The 13,659-nt window shown below is 67.0% G+C and carries 12 protein-coding genes; 7 read left to right on the top strand and 5 right to left on the bottom strand.

Annotation, left to right across the window (positions count from 1 at the left end):
- The first annotated feature begins 66 nt into the window (after positions 1-66).
- Genes EV148_RS14935 through EV148_RS14920 form a run of 4 tightly spaced genes read left to right on the top strand, consistent with a single transcriptional unit; the run spans position 67 to position 5,402 of the window.
- Positions 67-720, top strand: coding sequence for a hypothetical protein (locus tag EV148_RS14935; RefSeq protein ID WP_131999649.1), 654 nt, complete (start codon positions 67-69; stop codon positions 718-720).
- Entirely contained in the window at positions 717-1,469 is a 753-nt protein-coding gene (locus EV148_RS14930) for a hypothetical protein (RefSeq protein ID WP_131999648.1), read from the top strand. The genes EV148_RS14935 and EV148_RS14930 overlap by 4 nt, the downstream gene beginning before the upstream one ends.
- Entirely contained in the window at positions 1,469-4,591 is a 3,123-nt protein-coding gene (locus EV148_RS14925; protein WP_131999647.1) for a CHAT domain-containing protein, read from the top strand. The genes EV148_RS14930 and EV148_RS14925 overlap by 1 nt, the downstream gene beginning before the upstream one ends.
- Complete coding sequence (locus EV148_RS14920; protein WP_131999646.1) at positions 4,560-5,402, top strand: hypothetical protein; 843 nt, start codon at positions 4,560-4,562, stop codon at positions 5,400-5,402. The genes EV148_RS14925 and EV148_RS14920 overlap by 32 nt, the downstream gene beginning before the upstream one ends.
- A gap of 153 nt (positions 5,403-5,555) precedes the next feature.
- On the opposite strand, the gene EV148_RS14915 is transcribed toward EV148_RS14920, so the two are convergent.
- Positions 5,556-6,251: an SDR family NAD(P)-dependent oxidoreductase gene (locus EV148_RS14915; protein WP_131999645.1), complete on the bottom strand. Its 696-nt coding sequence runs from the start codon at positions 6,249-6,251 to the stop codon at positions 5,556-5,558.
- 166 nt (positions 6,252-6,417) lie between these two features.
- Between EV148_RS14915 and EV148_RS14910 the strand changes: the two genes are divergently transcribed.
- A complete protein-coding gene (locus tag EV148_RS14910) occupies positions 6,418-6,915 on the top strand; it encodes a hypothetical protein (RefSeq protein ID WP_131999644.1) in 498 nt (165 codons plus the stop codon).
- 452 nt (positions 6,916-7,367) lie between these two features.
- Here EV148_RS14910 and EV148_RS14905 read toward each other — a convergent pair whose 3' ends face one another.
- A complete protein-coding gene (locus EV148_RS14905) occupies positions 7,368-9,320 on the bottom strand; it encodes an acetyl-CoA hydrolase/transferase C-terminal domain-containing protein (protein WP_131999643.1) in 1,953 nt (650 codons plus the stop codon).
- Positions 9,321-9,577: 257 nt separating this feature from the next.
- Between EV148_RS14905 and EV148_RS14900 the strand changes: the two genes are divergently transcribed.
- Entirely contained in the window at positions 9,578-9,835 is a 258-nt protein-coding gene (locus tag EV148_RS14900; protein WP_131999642.1) for a hypothetical protein, read from the top strand.
- A gap of 81 nt (positions 9,836-9,916) precedes the next feature.
- Here EV148_RS14900 and EV148_RS14895 read toward each other — a convergent pair whose 3' ends face one another.
- Positions 9,917-10,156, bottom strand: coding sequence for a DUF2188 domain-containing protein (locus tag EV148_RS14895; RefSeq protein WP_131999641.1), 240 nt, complete (start codon positions 10,154-10,156; stop codon positions 9,917-9,919).
- Complete coding sequence (locus EV148_RS14890) at positions 10,141-10,404, bottom strand: hypothetical protein (RefSeq protein ID WP_131999640.1); 264 nt, start codon at positions 10,402-10,404, stop codon at positions 10,141-10,143. The genes EV148_RS14895 and EV148_RS14890 overlap by 16 nt, the downstream gene beginning before the upstream one ends.
- A gap of 210 nt (positions 10,405-10,614) precedes the next feature.
- Here EV148_RS14890 and EV148_RS14885 point away from each other — a divergent pair, with 210 nt between their 5' ends.
- The gene (locus EV148_RS14885; RefSeq protein ID WP_131999639.1) at positions 10,615-11,424 is read left to right on the top strand and encodes an exodeoxyribonuclease III; all 810 of its coding nucleotides are present in this window, start codon (positions 10,615-10,617) and stop codon (positions 11,422-11,424) included.
- A 33-nt stretch (positions 11,425-11,457) separates the two neighbouring features.
- Here the strand turns inward: EV148_RS14885 and EV148_RS14880 are convergent, their stop codons facing one another.
- Positions 11,458-13,653, bottom strand: coding sequence for a hypothetical protein (locus EV148_RS14880; RefSeq protein ID WP_131999638.1), 2,196 nt, complete (start codon positions 13,651-13,653; stop codon positions 11,458-11,460).
- Positions 13,654-13,659: the final 6 nt, after the last annotated feature.

Here is a 13,659-nt window from a genome sequence, read left to right as displayed (position 1 = left end):
CCCCGCACGCCAGTCGCTCCTGTCCCTGCATGAAGGGACTACGCGCACCGCCAGAAGGAGCTCCACGTGACCTCGGGCACGCCGACCCGCATGGCCGCCTGGCTCGAAAGCGCCTGGCTCGCCCGCTACCTCGATCGCCAGCTCGAAGGCGAGGAGCTGGCGTGGTTCGAGGCGTATTTGCTGGACAAGCCGGAACTGGTGGAGACGGTAGAGGTGGACGACGCGATGCGGGACAGCTTTGCGGGCGAGCCCGGCATCGCCCGCGGCGGGCATCGGCTTGATCGCGTCCGACGCCACACTCCGATATTTCCTCGTAGGATCGCAGCGGCCGCGACGGTCGTGGCGGCACTCGGGATGGGCTGGTTCGGCCGATCGGCGATCGGGCCAAAGCCCGGGATGGAGGCCGTGATCGCGGATCCGACGCGGATCGTCTACGACACGACACGAGGCTCGACGGGGTCGGTGGCCCAGCTTTCGCATGCCGCAAGCGCTTCGCCCTACGTACTGATCGAAGTCGCGATGCCGCCGAGCGCGCGGAATGTCGTGCTCGCGTTGGATGGGCAGCCAGACGTGTCGTTGGAGATTTCGCCGGATGGCTTCGTTAGCTTCCTGTTTCCACGCAATGCGATGGACCGCTCACGTCGCGCCGAGATTTCGTATCTGGATCATGGCGTGACACGACGACGCAGTATCGAAATCGCTTCCGGGAGAACGCCATGAACGCACGCATCATGGGTGTAGTTTTTTTGGGCGTGGCAATCCTTGTGGTCTGCGGGTGCCGGGACCGGATGGCTGGGGAGAAAGCCCGGCCCGGCATGGGAGGGCTCACCACATTCGATAGCAAGTGCCGTGAGCTCAACACCGTTCCGGCCCCCGCCGGGAGTCTCGTCACGTTCCCAAGGAAGTGCGCCGCCGCAGTGCATGGTTTGCGCAAGAAAGTAAACATCTTTTTTTTCGATTCAGGTCATTCCGTTATTTATGCCACGGGCCAAGACGTTCCGCTTTCCGCAGTTCGCGATGGGAAGGGTGAGTGCGCCCAGGTTGATCTGTTCTCAGTCGACGACAAGTTGAAGGTCACGAGAAAGGATAATGGCGAGTGGACGATGCAGCTCGGTCTGGTCAAGAAAGGGGCGCATATCGAGCGTGAGATGGTCGAGGGCAAGGGCCCGGGGGGGACGACCGGTTGGCTTCAGCCCAAGGCGATGCGGGACGGAGAGGGGAGCGCTACCAAGGATCCGAACAACTACGATTATTACGTCATGCTTCGAGACAACAGCGCAGATCCGACGCTCGCCAAGGTGACGAAGCACTATCGCGTCGAGGCGTTTCCGGCGTCCAGTTGGGATGGTTCAAATTGCAAAACCGCGTGCGATTGTGAGCGGCCCGAACATTCCGAGCTGAGCGACCGCGTCGAGAATACGAACGGCGAGGGCCAGACACACAGTGGCGAGGGTGACGAACGTCACTGATGCGCGCGCCGGGCGCCCGACGGGCCGCTGCCCTGTGGTTCATCCGCAGCGCGACCCTTGTCGCCGGATTCGCAGCACTCGAGCGCGCGGAATGCGCTCGGATCGATCCGTCGTGTGACCAGGTTCGCGTAGCGGACCTTCCGCCGGTCGGGGAAGCGTTGGAAGTGCATTCGACGTCGTCGGGGTGGCTGGAGATCGATGAACTCGGTCAGCAACTTGTCGTGAGCCATCCATCATCGGGCATGGTGGTCGAACTCCCGATGCCACTCCGTCATGGCCTCCGGCTGCTGCGAAGCGATGCGGGCGCGCCAGTAGTCATTCGCCGCCTGGAACCCGATTCGGCGCGCGGAAGCGTACGCATCGCAACGTATTGCGAGCAGTCACCCTTTCCGGCCGGCGAATTGCGCTGGATGGAGCGAGCCACGCTGCTCGCCCGGAGGATCGAGACGCCCACTATTGCGAGCGAACTGTCGCGCACGCTCACCGAGGCGGTCGAGCTTGCCGCAACTGCACCCAATCCGCTGCTGCGCGCCTTCGGATTGCATCTTTCGGCGCAGGCGATGGCGGTCAACGGGCGCCACGCGGACAGTATCCAAGCCTTCGAACGGGCGGAGGCTGCCTGGAACGTGGCGGGGCAGCCGCGTCGCGCACTTGCAGCCCGGGTCGGCAGGGCCGAAGCCGAATTCCGCGTGGGCCATTTCGGCGAAGCGCTGGCGATCGCGGACGCGAACCGCATTGCGATTACGGTGGAGACGGCATATTTCGTCACTCGCCTTCGCAATACAAGGTGCCTCGCGCTCGCTGCGCTCGGACGAACTCCGGCTGCGCTGAAGTGCCATGCATCGACGGTCGCGGCATATGCACGCCAAGACGAGCGCTCCGAATACGCGCTCGCCCTCCAGACGTACGCCGGTGCATTGTACGACGCGGGTCGCATCAGTGAAGCGTCGCGCATGGTCCGAGACGGCCTCGCGACCGTGACCGGGCCGGATGCCCCGCTCAATCGCGGTCGCCTCCTGTTACTCGCCGCACGTATCGCTCTCCAACGAGGGGACATTGCCCGATCCTTGACGGATACCAGGGCAGCGATCGACGAGTTCGAAACGGCGAAGGTGGTGCGCTGGAAGGCCAACGCGCTGCTACGGCTCGTCGACTTGTATCGACGCCTCGGCGCCGTGACGGAAGCGAGAGCGATGTTGGCGCAGGCTGTGCCACTCCTTTCATGGAGGGATTCGCGCGTTCGCCTGTTCCAGGCGATTCGATCCGCCGCGGAGCTCGAGCGCGAGGCTGGTCATCCGCTCGTGGCGCGCGCTTTGGCAACGGTTTCAGTCGATGGTTATGCCGCGCTGGAGATGCCGGTGGAACTCGATGAGACGCGACTCCTGTGCGCCGAGCTCGACCTCGACCGAGGAGCGTTCGATGCCGTCGACCGGGCGATCGCCGCGGCCAGCCCGACGCCGATGACCGCGAGTCACTGGTCCTTGCTGTCGATTGATCTCGACATGAGACGGAACAGGCTTGGCGAGGCGCAGGATCGATTGTCTCGGCTCCGTTCCGCACCGCTCGGGTTCACCGACTGGGTGCGCTTCATGCTCGTTGACGCGCGGCGCCGGAGCGGTATCGGCGACGTGACATCTGCGCGACGGATGTTGACCGCTGCGCTGCGGCGGATCGAAACCCTCGCGCGGGCTTCGAAGAACCCGCTACTCGCGCGAGCGATACGTCGACAGGCGCATCCGCTCCGAACCGCGGCCATCGACATCGCGTTCGCCGCCGACGAAGGGAGCCTCGCTCCGTCGCTGGCGATGTGGATGCCGGGACTCGACACCGCGGACGCACGCCTTGCACGGATTGGGCATGGTGAGGAGCTGTCCGCGTTCGAGGCTGCTGTCGCCAGGGAGCTGTTGACGCGGGAAGACGTCGAGCGCAGCCGAGCCAGCTCGGATGCGCAGCGCATGCTGTTGCCGCTCCTGACCGAGCGCTACGCCGACGATGCGCAACTCGTCGCGCCCGGCTCGATTGGGTTGGTATCCATTCAACGGTCCCTCGGCCCGGATGAAGCGCTCGTCACATGGTTCGAGGGCTCGCGCAATGCGCGCTTGCTCTGGCTCACCCGCGACACCGCGCGGACATTCGAGACAGCCGATCCCCTGGCGGTGCATTCTTCGATCGTCGCCTTGACGGCCCTGCTTCACTCGCCCGAAACGCCGCTTCACGAGATCGACGCGGCCAGCCGCAGGTTGTCGGAGCAGTTGCTTGCGCGCGTCGACCTGCCTGCACCGCCCGCTCGGTTGTACGTATTGCAGGATAGTCCGCTTTCGGACGTGGAGTGGCCGCTTCTCTCATGGCCGAAAACGGAGACGCAGTTGTTGGATACCACCACAGTGTCCTACGTGCACCTGCAGTCCAACGGAGCTGCAGTGCGAGGTGCGCCGGGACAGGCCTACGTTTTCACAGCGGCAATGGATGCATCCGAAGCGGGGATGCCAGTCCTGGCCTCTGTTGCGGAAGAGGTGGAGGGCCTCTCGGCGATTCTGCGGGATTCAGGACGAGCGCTGGCACAGGGGCGTGGTTCGGGGGCCGGCTTGCGGGCTGCGTTGGCGCAACCAGGGGCGTGGGTGCACGTCGCTGCACACGGTACCTCGCAGCCGGCGCGCATCGGCTACTCCGGGATATGGTTCGAATCGGGTGCGCGGGACGGAAAGCCCGAGTTCGTCAGCTGGCTTGACATCCTGGGGCGGCCCGTTCGCGCGGATCTCGTTGTGTTGAATACCTGCGAGCTGGGGAAAGGTCTGGCCGGCGGCGACGGGAATCCAAGTTTTGCTTCCGCACTGTCGATAGCGGGGGCAGGTGAGGTCGTTGCCGACGATTGGGCGATGAGCGATGCGTCGGCGGCCCAATGGGCGGCCGCATTCTATGCAGCGATGACCGTTACGCCGCCTCCGGACGCCGCTCTCGCACTGCGCATGACACAGCGCAGCCTGCGCGCACGACGCGCGTTCCGTCACCCCTACTACTGGGCCGGCCTGCGCGTCATCGAGCGCAAGCCCGTGCGTTCGCCCGAGCACAAACATTCAAACGAGGTGAATCATGAATACGAAGGGATCGCATTGGCTCATTGACTACCGCGGTATGACGGGGGATGGCGACCTGGGCTACCTGATCAGCGCGCGAGCGCTCGTTGGCACGTATCGCTCGCACAACAACGTGGCTGCCCTCGTCCGGCAGATGGAGGCCATCGTCGAAAAGGTCGACCGGCCCATCATCAACATCGTCGGCCACGGGCAACCGGGTCTGGTGGGAGCCGGCTGTGGCAATTCCATCGCCGGACCAGAATTCTATCTGGCCGGTGATCTATCTGACTATTTCGCACCCATTCACGGCAAAGTCGAAGCGATCATCTTTTGGGGATGCGACATCGGCGCGGAGCGACCCGGGGCGGAATTCCTGCAGGACATGGCGCGCGGGACTCGGGCGCTGTGCATGGCCCAGACCGGGCTCGTATGTTGCTGCCCCGATCGGGGATTCTTCCTGCCCGAAAAAACGCCTTGGCAGGTCGCGCTTCCTTATGGCAAGGACGTCGAATGCCCACAGCTGATCAAACGCCCGCCGCGCCACAGAGACAAGGGGCGTCCAGTTTCCCTGATCGGCGACGACGGAACACCGGTCGACGCATCGTGCCTCGAATCCGCGGAGTTTGACGAAGGGGGATCCAGCGACCTCGCACGCAAGATCATCATCCAAGCGGAGTCCGATTCCACGTTGGACACGCAGTGCAAGCTCGGCGCTTTCGTCACGCGCAAGATATGCGCCCGATTCGATAAAATCGCTACCGCACGCAAATTCAACATCCTCAACCATCGCATACTCGAGGACGTGCATTCGGGGCAGTATTACTTCCTTTCGCCGGAGATCACCGAGGCACTCCTCTAGGCGTCCGTGGCCAGCGAGCAATCCCCTGAGCATGGTTGGCGGGGCGTGGCCAATCGCCCGCGGGGAATGGATGCTTCAATGGCACAGAAAGCCTCGTTCGGGCATGATTCGAGTAGGACGCACGGTCGCCCCTGTCCGCTGCGCGCGCGACACTCAAACTTTCCCCACAACCGGCACCAAGGCGCCGGTCACAGGCGATGCCGCGTCCGACACGAGGAACAGGATCACATCCGCCAATTGCTCCGGCCTCACCCACTTGCCGAAATCCGCGTTCGGCATGTCGGCGCGGTTCGGCGGCGTGTCGATGATGCTCGGCAGGATCGCATTGACGGTGATGTTGGCGTCCTTGAGTTCCTCGGCGAGGGCCTCGGTGAGGCGCATGACGCCGGCTTTCGACGCGGTGTACGCGCCCATGCCGGCGGCGGCCCTGGTCGCCGCGTTCGCGCCGATGTTGATGATGCGGCCGGCATTGCTCTTGCGCAGGTGCGGCAGCGCGGCCTTGCTCGCGGCGGCGGCGGTGCGCACGTTGATGCGGTAGAGCAGGTCCCAGGTATCGAGGCTGCCGTCGGCGAGGGTTTCCCAGCGGAACGCGCCGGCGATGTTGACGAGTGCGTCGAGGCCACCGAGGGCGGTCGCGGCGGCGTCGATTGCCTTGCGAGCGCCCTCGCCGTCGGCGATGTCGGCGCCGGCGATCGTGGCGATGCCGGCGTCGGCGAGGCTGCCGGGCGCCGCGTCGGCGCGGTCGATCGCGGCGACGTGCGCGCCTGCGGCGGCGGCCACGCGCGCAACGGCTGCGCCGAGCGTGCCGAAGCCGCCGGTGATCGCGATGCGCTTGCCTTGCACGTTCATGAAACCTCCTGCGTCGAATCCGGAACGAACATGATAGTCGAGCGCGCCCTCCTGCGGCGCCGCAGCAGCGCGGCGTGCACGGTTAAGGCGCGATTGAGGCGGGCGGGACTAGCGTGGAAGCGCGAGTTCCGCTCGGACATACGCCGTCCCGGCGAAGGAGGCCACGATGAGATTCCGCCAGGTTTTTTGCGCACCTGACTACGCCACGGCACAGGCCGCCATGCTCGCGGCGCGCGCGGCCGGCGCCGACGATGAGGACATCTCGCTGATCGCGCGCGCCGACATTGAAATGGAGCGCCTGCCGAACGAGCGCCTCGACACCTCGACCGACATGCTGCCGTCGGCGCTCCGCGGTGCGGGCCTCGGCGCGGCGCTCGGCATCTTCGGCGCGCTCATCGCGCTGCTGATTCCGGCCGTCGACATGAATTTCGCGGGCGCATGCCTCGTCGTCGTCGTCGGCGCCATGGTGGGCGCGTGGAGCGCGGCGCTGGTCGGCTCGACCGTGCCCAACCACGTACGGCGCAAGTTCGAGCGCGAGATCGACGAGGGCAACATCCTCGTCGTGGTCGACGACCAGCGCGAGCACGAAGCGCAGGTACGCGAGGCCGTGCGCCATGCGGGCGCGACGCCACTGCCGTTCCATGATGCCTCCGTGCTGAGCTGATCCCGCTCCCGAAGCGGCTTCGATCGACTTCCCGCGACGCGGGTCCGGTGGGACAGATGAAGCCGTCCCCGCTCCCTTCCGCTTACGGAACGTGAGACAGCGCACACGGGCAGGCTCAACCAGGCTTCGGCGCTCATGGCGCGCCGTGTCGTCGACCACGATCATCTTCGCGCCCGGTGGCTGTCATCTCGCCATTCGCGACCAGGCGCAGGTGGACCCGATCGTCGCGTCGGATGCGCCGTTTCGCAAAGGCGTACCGCTGACGCCGCAGCGGACGCAGCGCTGCAGCGCGAGATCGCCCGGCATCAGGCCGACATCGCGAAGGCGCGTACGGAACAGGAGGCGGAAGCGACTCCGGCGCCCCGTCGGCGAGCAAGCCGGCTGCCGGCATCGCGTTCGGCATCCAGGCATGCAAGCCGATCAGGATCGCGACCGTGCAGTGACGCGATCCCTCACGCCGCGCGTGAACGCGCGATCGCGCCGCGCACGAGGCGCGCGAGCACGCGCTCGCGAACGGACGCGGGCCGGGCGAGGGCGAGGCGTTCGAGCAACGGGGCGTCGTCCGCGCGCCCACGCGGGGCCAGCAGCGCCGTGACGAGCGAGGGCCAGCGGCGCGGATCCCCGGCACGCGTTTTGAGCCACATCAGCGCCGGCAACACGCGTCGCTCGATGTCGTCGAAGTCGCTGCCGAATGGGAACGTCGGCAGCAGTCCCGCGGCTTTCGTTGCACGCAGGCGTCCGGCGAGCGCTTCGGGCGTGTTCGCGCGCCAGGCGTCCGGCACGCGGAAATCGCGCGGCAGCTTGCCGTCGCGCACTGCGGTCGCGGCGAGCTCGTCGATGAAGCGCGCGTCGGCGATCGCGAGCATCGCGCGCACGCAGGCCTCGTCGGAGCGCCCGCGCAGATCGGCGATGCCGTACTCGGTCACGTAGAGATCGCGCAGGTGGCGCGGGATCGTCGTGTGGCCGTAGCTCCAGCGGATGTTCGATTCGAGCCGGCGCCCGTTCCTGCGAGTCGCGCGCAGCAGCAGCACCGAGCGTCCGCCCGCGATCGCGTGCGCCATCGCGACGAAGTTGTACTGCCCGCCAACACCGCTGACCACGCGGCCATCCTCGAGCGCGTCGGACGTCGCCGCGCCGAGCACGGTCGCCATCATGCAGGTGTTGAAGAACCGCGCGTGGCGTCGCTGCAGCGCGTCGAGCTGCTCGCGTCCGCCGTAGAGCTGGTTGACGTCCGACACCGCGCTCATGACGAGTCCGGCGTAGTCGTCGCCGGCGAGCGCGCGCAGCCACGCGTAGAAGTCCTTCGAGCCGAGATAGAACGCACCCTTGAGGTAATGGCCGCCGCGCAGTCGCTCCGGATCCACTTCGCGCCCGTCGGCAAGCGCGCGCTCCACGTCGATGTCGTCGTGCACGCGGCGCACGAGAATGCCGGCTTTGCGCAGGTGCATGAAGCCGTCCATGATCATCTCGCTCGCGCCGTACAGGCCGTGCTCGAAGGGCGCGAGCCCGCCCCAGCGCGCGACGAGCGGGTCGTCGCCTGCATCGCCGCCGCGCAGCGCCGCGATGGCGTTGCGGTAGTCGTCGTTGCGTTGCTGGCGCAGCAGCAGCGCCTGCACGATCGCGTCGGACAGGGCACCGATGCCGATCTGCAAGGTGCCGCCGTCGCGCACGAGCGTGCTCGCGTGCAGGCCGATCGCGTATTCGGCGAGGTCGACCGCGTTGCGCGGTAGCGCGAACAGCGGCTGCGCGGGCGTGCTGCCGTCGACGAGGCCGTCGAAGAACGCGGCGTCGACTTCGGCGGCGCCACCGAGGAAGGGCAGGTCCGGGTGCACGACGCCGATCACGAGCGGCCGCGGGCCGCCGTTCGCGGCGATCGCCTCGAGCACGTCGAGCGTCACGTCCGGATTGCATGAGAGGCTGTAGCGCGTATCCGGTCCGTCGCCGCGCGCGGCGACGAGCTGGACGATCGCATGCAGTCCGGCGCGCTCGGCGAGGTCGCGCGCGACCGATGTGTAGTTGATGCTCGCGTAATCGCGCTGCGCGCGCGGCGCATGCATCATCGCGCCGGACTGGAAGTAGAACTCCTCGATGCGCACGTTCGCAGGTACCCGATCCGCCTTCATGTCGGCGACGTAGTCGAGTCGCGGGTAGTCCGCACCGAACTGGCGCGCGAGGAATGGCTCGAGGAAGCGGCGCTCGAGCTCGCTGCCCGCCTCCGGCAGGTCGAGCGACAATGCGGTGTAGAGCGTAAGGCGCCGCGCCGGCTCGGCCTTGAAGCGCGCGTAGAGCGCATTGAGCAGGTGGTTCGGCTTGCCGAGCCCCAGCGGTGTCGCAACCGCGACGTCCGCCCCGCCACGCTCGAGGATGCGCGCGATCGCCGCATCGATCGTCATCGCCGTCGTCATCCGCTTCGTCCATTGCGCCGTTACGCGCAGCGTAGCGCAAGCGTCGCGGCGCGTCTTCGCCGCGCGGAAAAGACGTGCGATCCCACGTGTCGCCAATGCATGCGGCCGCGCAGGGCGTTTCGGTGCATTTCGTTTGCGGCCCGATGAATGCGAGCTGCAAGGCGCCCGGACCTATTCAGTGCTGGGCGTGTCGCGACCCGTGATGCTGCAGGCACTCGCCCCGAAAGGCGAGTCCAACCACCACAGGAGATGACATCATGGGTCAGCAGAACAGCCCGCAGCAGAATGATCAGCGCCAGCAGGGGCAAGGCCAGCAGAACCAGGGCCAGTACGGCCAGGGTCAGGGCCAGCGCACCGACGACGACGCGAACCAGCGTTCGACCCAGCAGCAGGGCCGCGAGGGCGGCTCCAACAACAACATGGGCGACGAGGAAGGCGAAGGCCGGCGCATGCGCGACCAGGGCGACGTCGAAGGCAACCGCGGCAGCCGCGGCGACCAGGCGAACACCCGCTGATGCAACGATGGGAGGGCCTCGGCCCTCCCATCTCTTTCATCGATGCACTAACGCAGCGCCCGACATTGGGCGCATCCGGCCTCATCCCGGATGGCGCTCGGGATCGTGGCCGTAGGTGTACTCGTGCTCGATCGAACCGTCGGCGCGGTGGACGACGAGTTGCGCGTCCTGGCCGACGTCCTGCAGTTCATGCCCGCGCTTCTGCCCCGCGGCTTCCGCTTCGGCCTTCGTGTCGAACGCGACGAGCGTGCGACCGCGCGCCTGCAGGTGCCAGCGCCCGTCATTTATCCGGTGTACGAGGTGCATCACGTAGCGAGCCATCTCGTTCTCCCTTCACGGTCGGCGAGGTCGTCGTAACCGAACGGGACCCAGCGGTCGACGACGCCGTGCGTGTCGTAGACGATGAGCTCGCACTGGCGACCCTGTGCGAGCAATTCGTTGCCGCGCGCCATCGCGGCCAGTTCTGCTTCGATTTCCTGCGGGAACTTCGCGATCGAAGCGCCGTCGACTTCGATGTGCCAGAGGCCGTCGTCCTCCCGCTGCGCGACGTGCATGACGTGCCGAGCCATTGCGTTCTCCTGTGTCCGGGAGACCGATCAGAACAGGATCGTGCTGAACACCGGCGCGCTCGCGCATGCGACGTTCATCGTCGGGATAGCCGCCACGGGTGTTGCCGCACGCGTGATGTGGCGGCCGACCAACGCAGGTTCAGTCCCGGACGCTATGCTCAAGCCATGGCCACACGCCGGCCGCCGTCCCCTCCATCCGCGCCCTGCCTCATGAAGATCGCGACGTACAACATCAACGGCATCCGCTCACGCCTCGGCAACCTGCTTGCATGGCTCGAGCGCGAACGACCTGATGTCGCCTGCCTGCAGGAACTCAAGGCGCCCGATGCGATGTTCCCGGCGAAGGCGCTCGCCGAGGCCGGCTACGAGGCGGCGTGGGTCGGCCAGAGCGCATGGAACGGCGTCGCGATCCTCGCCCGGGGCGTGCGACCGGTCGTGAGCCGGCGCGGATTGCCCGGCGACGCCGCCGACGTGCAGAGCCGCTACATCGAAGCCGCCGTCGACGGCATCGTCATCGGCTGCCTCTACCTGCCCAACGGCAACCCGCAACCGGGGCCGAAGTTCGATTACAAGCTCGCCTGGTTCGAACGCCTGATCGCGCACGCGGCCGTGCTGCAGGCGAGTCGCCATCCCGTCCTGCTCGCCGGCGACTTCAACGTCGTGCCGACCGACTTCGACATCTACAACACGCGCTCGTGGCTCAAGGACGCCCTGCTGCAGCCGCAATCGCGCGCGTGCTACGCGAAGCTGCTCGCGCAGGGCTGGACCGACGCACTGCGCACGATCCATCCCGACGAGCGCATCTACACGTTCTGGGACTACTTCCGCCGCCACTGGGAGACGAACTCCGGCCTGCGCATCGACCACCTGCTGCTCAACAAGCGTCTCGCTCCGCGACTCGTCGACGCCGGCGTCGACCGCTGGGTTCGCGGCGAGAAAGGTGCAAGCGACCATGCGCCGACGTGGATCGTGCTCGATGCTGGCCGATCCCGGCCGCGGCGCCGCACCAGCGGCGCATGACGCGTGGGGGAGGGACTTCGATGGGCGCCGGCGTCAGTGGACGAACGTCGACGGGTTCCGGCGCGTGCATTTTCTCGCCGGTTTCGCTGGCGGCGGCGGGAGCGGACCGATCACCTTCGCCAGTTCGTTGCGATTGAGGTCGCCGTCGAATTGGGCGATCAGTTCGCAGATGGCCAGGTCGCCGATCCGCCAGCCGAGCGGCAACGGGTACTTCACATGGTTCAGGCCGAGGTGCGCGTAGTCGTAGCGGTCCGGCTCGCCGGTGGCGCTGCGCTCGAGCATCTTGCGCGCGTAGGCAGCGCGCGACTCGCGCGTCTCGAACAGGGCGACCAGCGGAGGCGCAACCTCGCCGAGTGCGGGCTTGGCGGGCACCTGCGTATCCGGCGGAATACCTGCATTGCCCGTATGGATCGCATCCAGTGGGTCCTGTGCATCATCGCGCGCGCGGCCGAGATCCGGGTCGTTGCTGATATGGATGAATGCGATCCGGCGGCCCTTCCATTGGTCAGCCGACACGTGCTCGAAAATGCGCGCGAGGTCGGCCAACGTCGTCGCGCCGGAGTTTTCGAAGTAGCCGCCGTCGACGAGCTGGCGAACCCGGCCGTTCCGGGCCGGCAACGAACCTGCCGGACTGATGTAGGTGAACCGGGCGCTGTTGTGGACCGCGCCTAGCAACGTCGGCTGCTGATTGTGCAGCCAAGCGTCGAGCCCCCGGGCGCCGGGGAACTCGCTGTCCTGCAGGATGACCCCGCTTTGCAGGACGCGGTGGCCGCTGCGCACTTCGGTCGAATTGAGTACGAGGACCGGTACCCACGGATGCGCGCGCATCGTGGAGGGGGATGCATACAGTCGCGAGAACGCGAATCCCGGGGAGAACGGATTCGTGAGCGCGTCGTCGACCTGCAGGCCGAACGCGTCGGCGAATGCATCGGCGAAGGCGTTCTCCAGTGCACGGCCACGGTCGGGCAGCTCCACGCGTGGCAGCAGGCGTTGCAACTGGTCGCTCGTGAACATCGCGGCCAGCGTCGGCGAGATGAAGTCGCGCGTGAGCATGTAGACGAGCCGGCACTCGAGTTCTGCGCCCTGGGGAGCGTTCGGCATCTCATGCGTGCAGTCCGCGGAAGACTTCGCAGGCGTCAGCCCGGGCGTGTCGAGCACGTACTGTCCCGCGACGAAGGCCGCGACGCCCAGGCTGCCGCCGGAGACGCCGCTCGCCGCGACAAGGCAGTCGGACAGGCGGTGGCCCGAGGCCAGCAGGATGCGATTGATCTTCGCCAGCACCAGGGCGGTCCACGCCGCCGCACGTATGCCGCCGCCTTCGGCCGAAACGAAGTAGGCACGATCGCAGGTGGTCGTGCTGGCCCACGTGTCGAACGCATGCTCGATCGACGATGTCGGTTGGCCCGGCACGAGCTGGATCTTGTGGTTGTCGATCGCCCCGCTCATCTGCCAGGCGGTTGCCCACACGAGCAGGAGCGTGAATGCCGGCACGTCCCATCGCCTGGACCAGAGCACCAGCGGCGTCGTCGCCGCGATGAACAATGCGGCGAGCAGCATCAAGGTCGCGAGCGGCCCGAGGCGCCCCGCGACGGCAGCGGTCGCGGCCGGGTAGATCCACGCCAAAGCGTTCACCAGCACGAAGACCCCGACCGAAACGGCCGCGAACACGCGCGTGGGCCGCGGCCATCGCTCGATCCGATGCACTTCGCCCTCGACCGGCACGATGTCGTCGCGGAAGCGCCGGTACACGTTGCGTCGCAGCCATGTGAACACGAAGACGAAGGCGCCGGCGCCGACCACGGCCAGGGCGCACAACGCCCGCGTTCCCGGTTCACCGTGCGCGTTGATGAAGCCGAAGGCGACGATGACGGTGATCGCCAGCGCCAGCCCGCGTGGCGTCCATGCGCGGAACAGCGGATTGGCGTGCGCGAACCCGGCATGCGTCCGCACGACGTCGAAGCGCAATACGGTCCGCGCCGAGTACCACACGCAACCGGCGAGGACGATGGAGGCCGCGACCATGCACGACAACTCTTTCGCGAAGTGTCCCCCGTCCGCCGCCGCGACGCTGACCGAGAACAACTCATGGATCTGGTCGACCTTGCGCGTCAGCAGGATCGCCCCGAGCACGATCAGCAACGGCACGCGGATGGGAGCGGCATGCCGCAGCAGGCGGCGCACGCCATCCCAGCCCGCCCCCAGCCACTGCCAGACCACGGTGGCGTTCATGTGCAC

This window comes from Dokdonella fugitiva (assembly GCF_004342425.1).
Lineage (GTDB): Bacteria > Pseudomonadota > Gammaproteobacteria > Xanthomonadales > Rhodanobacteraceae > Dokdonella_A > Dokdonella_A fugitiva.
This window is presented reverse-complemented; position numbering and strand designations above follow the sequence as displayed.

What these genes read in the sequence shown, in the direction of transcription:
- EV148_RS14930 (WP_131999648.1), top strand. Translation starts at nt 717, where the DNA reads ATGAACGCACGCATCATGGGTGTAGTTTTTTTGGGCGTGGCAATCCTT.
- EV148_RS14925 (WP_131999647.1), top strand. Translation starts at nt 1,469, where the DNA reads ATGCGCGCGCCGGGCGCCCGACGGGCCGCTGCCCTGTGGTTCATCCGC.
- EV148_RS14920 (WP_131999646.1), top strand. Translation starts at nt 4,560, where the DNA reads ATGAATACGAAGGGATCGCATTGGCTCATTGACTACCGCGGTATGACG.
- EV148_RS14915 (WP_131999645.1), bottom strand. Translation starts at nt 6,251, where the DNA reads ATGAACGTGCAAGGCAAGCGCATCGCGATCACCGGCGGCTTCGGCACG.
- EV148_RS14910 (WP_131999644.1), top strand. Translation starts at nt 6,418, where the DNA reads ATGAGATTCCGCCAGGTTTTTTGCGCACCTGACTACGCCACGGCACAG.
- EV148_RS14905 (WP_131999643.1), bottom strand. Translation starts at nt 9,320, where the DNA reads ATGACGACGGCGATGACGATCGATGCGGCGATCGCGCGCATCCTCGAG.
- EV148_RS14900 (WP_131999642.1), top strand. Translation starts at nt 9,578, where the DNA reads ATGGGTCAGCAGAACAGCCCGCAGCAGAATGATCAGCGCCAGCAGGGG.
- EV148_RS14895 (WP_131999641.1), bottom strand. Translation starts at nt 10,156, where the DNA reads ATGGCTCGCTACGTGATGCACCTCGTACACCGGATAAATGACGGGCGC.
- EV148_RS14890 (WP_131999640.1), bottom strand. Translation starts at nt 10,404, where the DNA reads ATGGCTCGGCACGTCATGCACGTCGCGCAGCGGGAGGACGACGGCCTC.
- EV148_RS14885 (WP_131999639.1), top strand. Translation starts at nt 10,615, where the DNA reads ATGAAGATCGCGACGTACAACATCAACGGCATCCGCTCACGCCTCGGC.
- EV148_RS14880 (WP_131999638.1), bottom strand. Translation starts at nt 13,653, where the DNA reads ATGAACGCCACCGTGGTCTGGCAGTGGCTGGGGGCGGGCTGGGATGGC.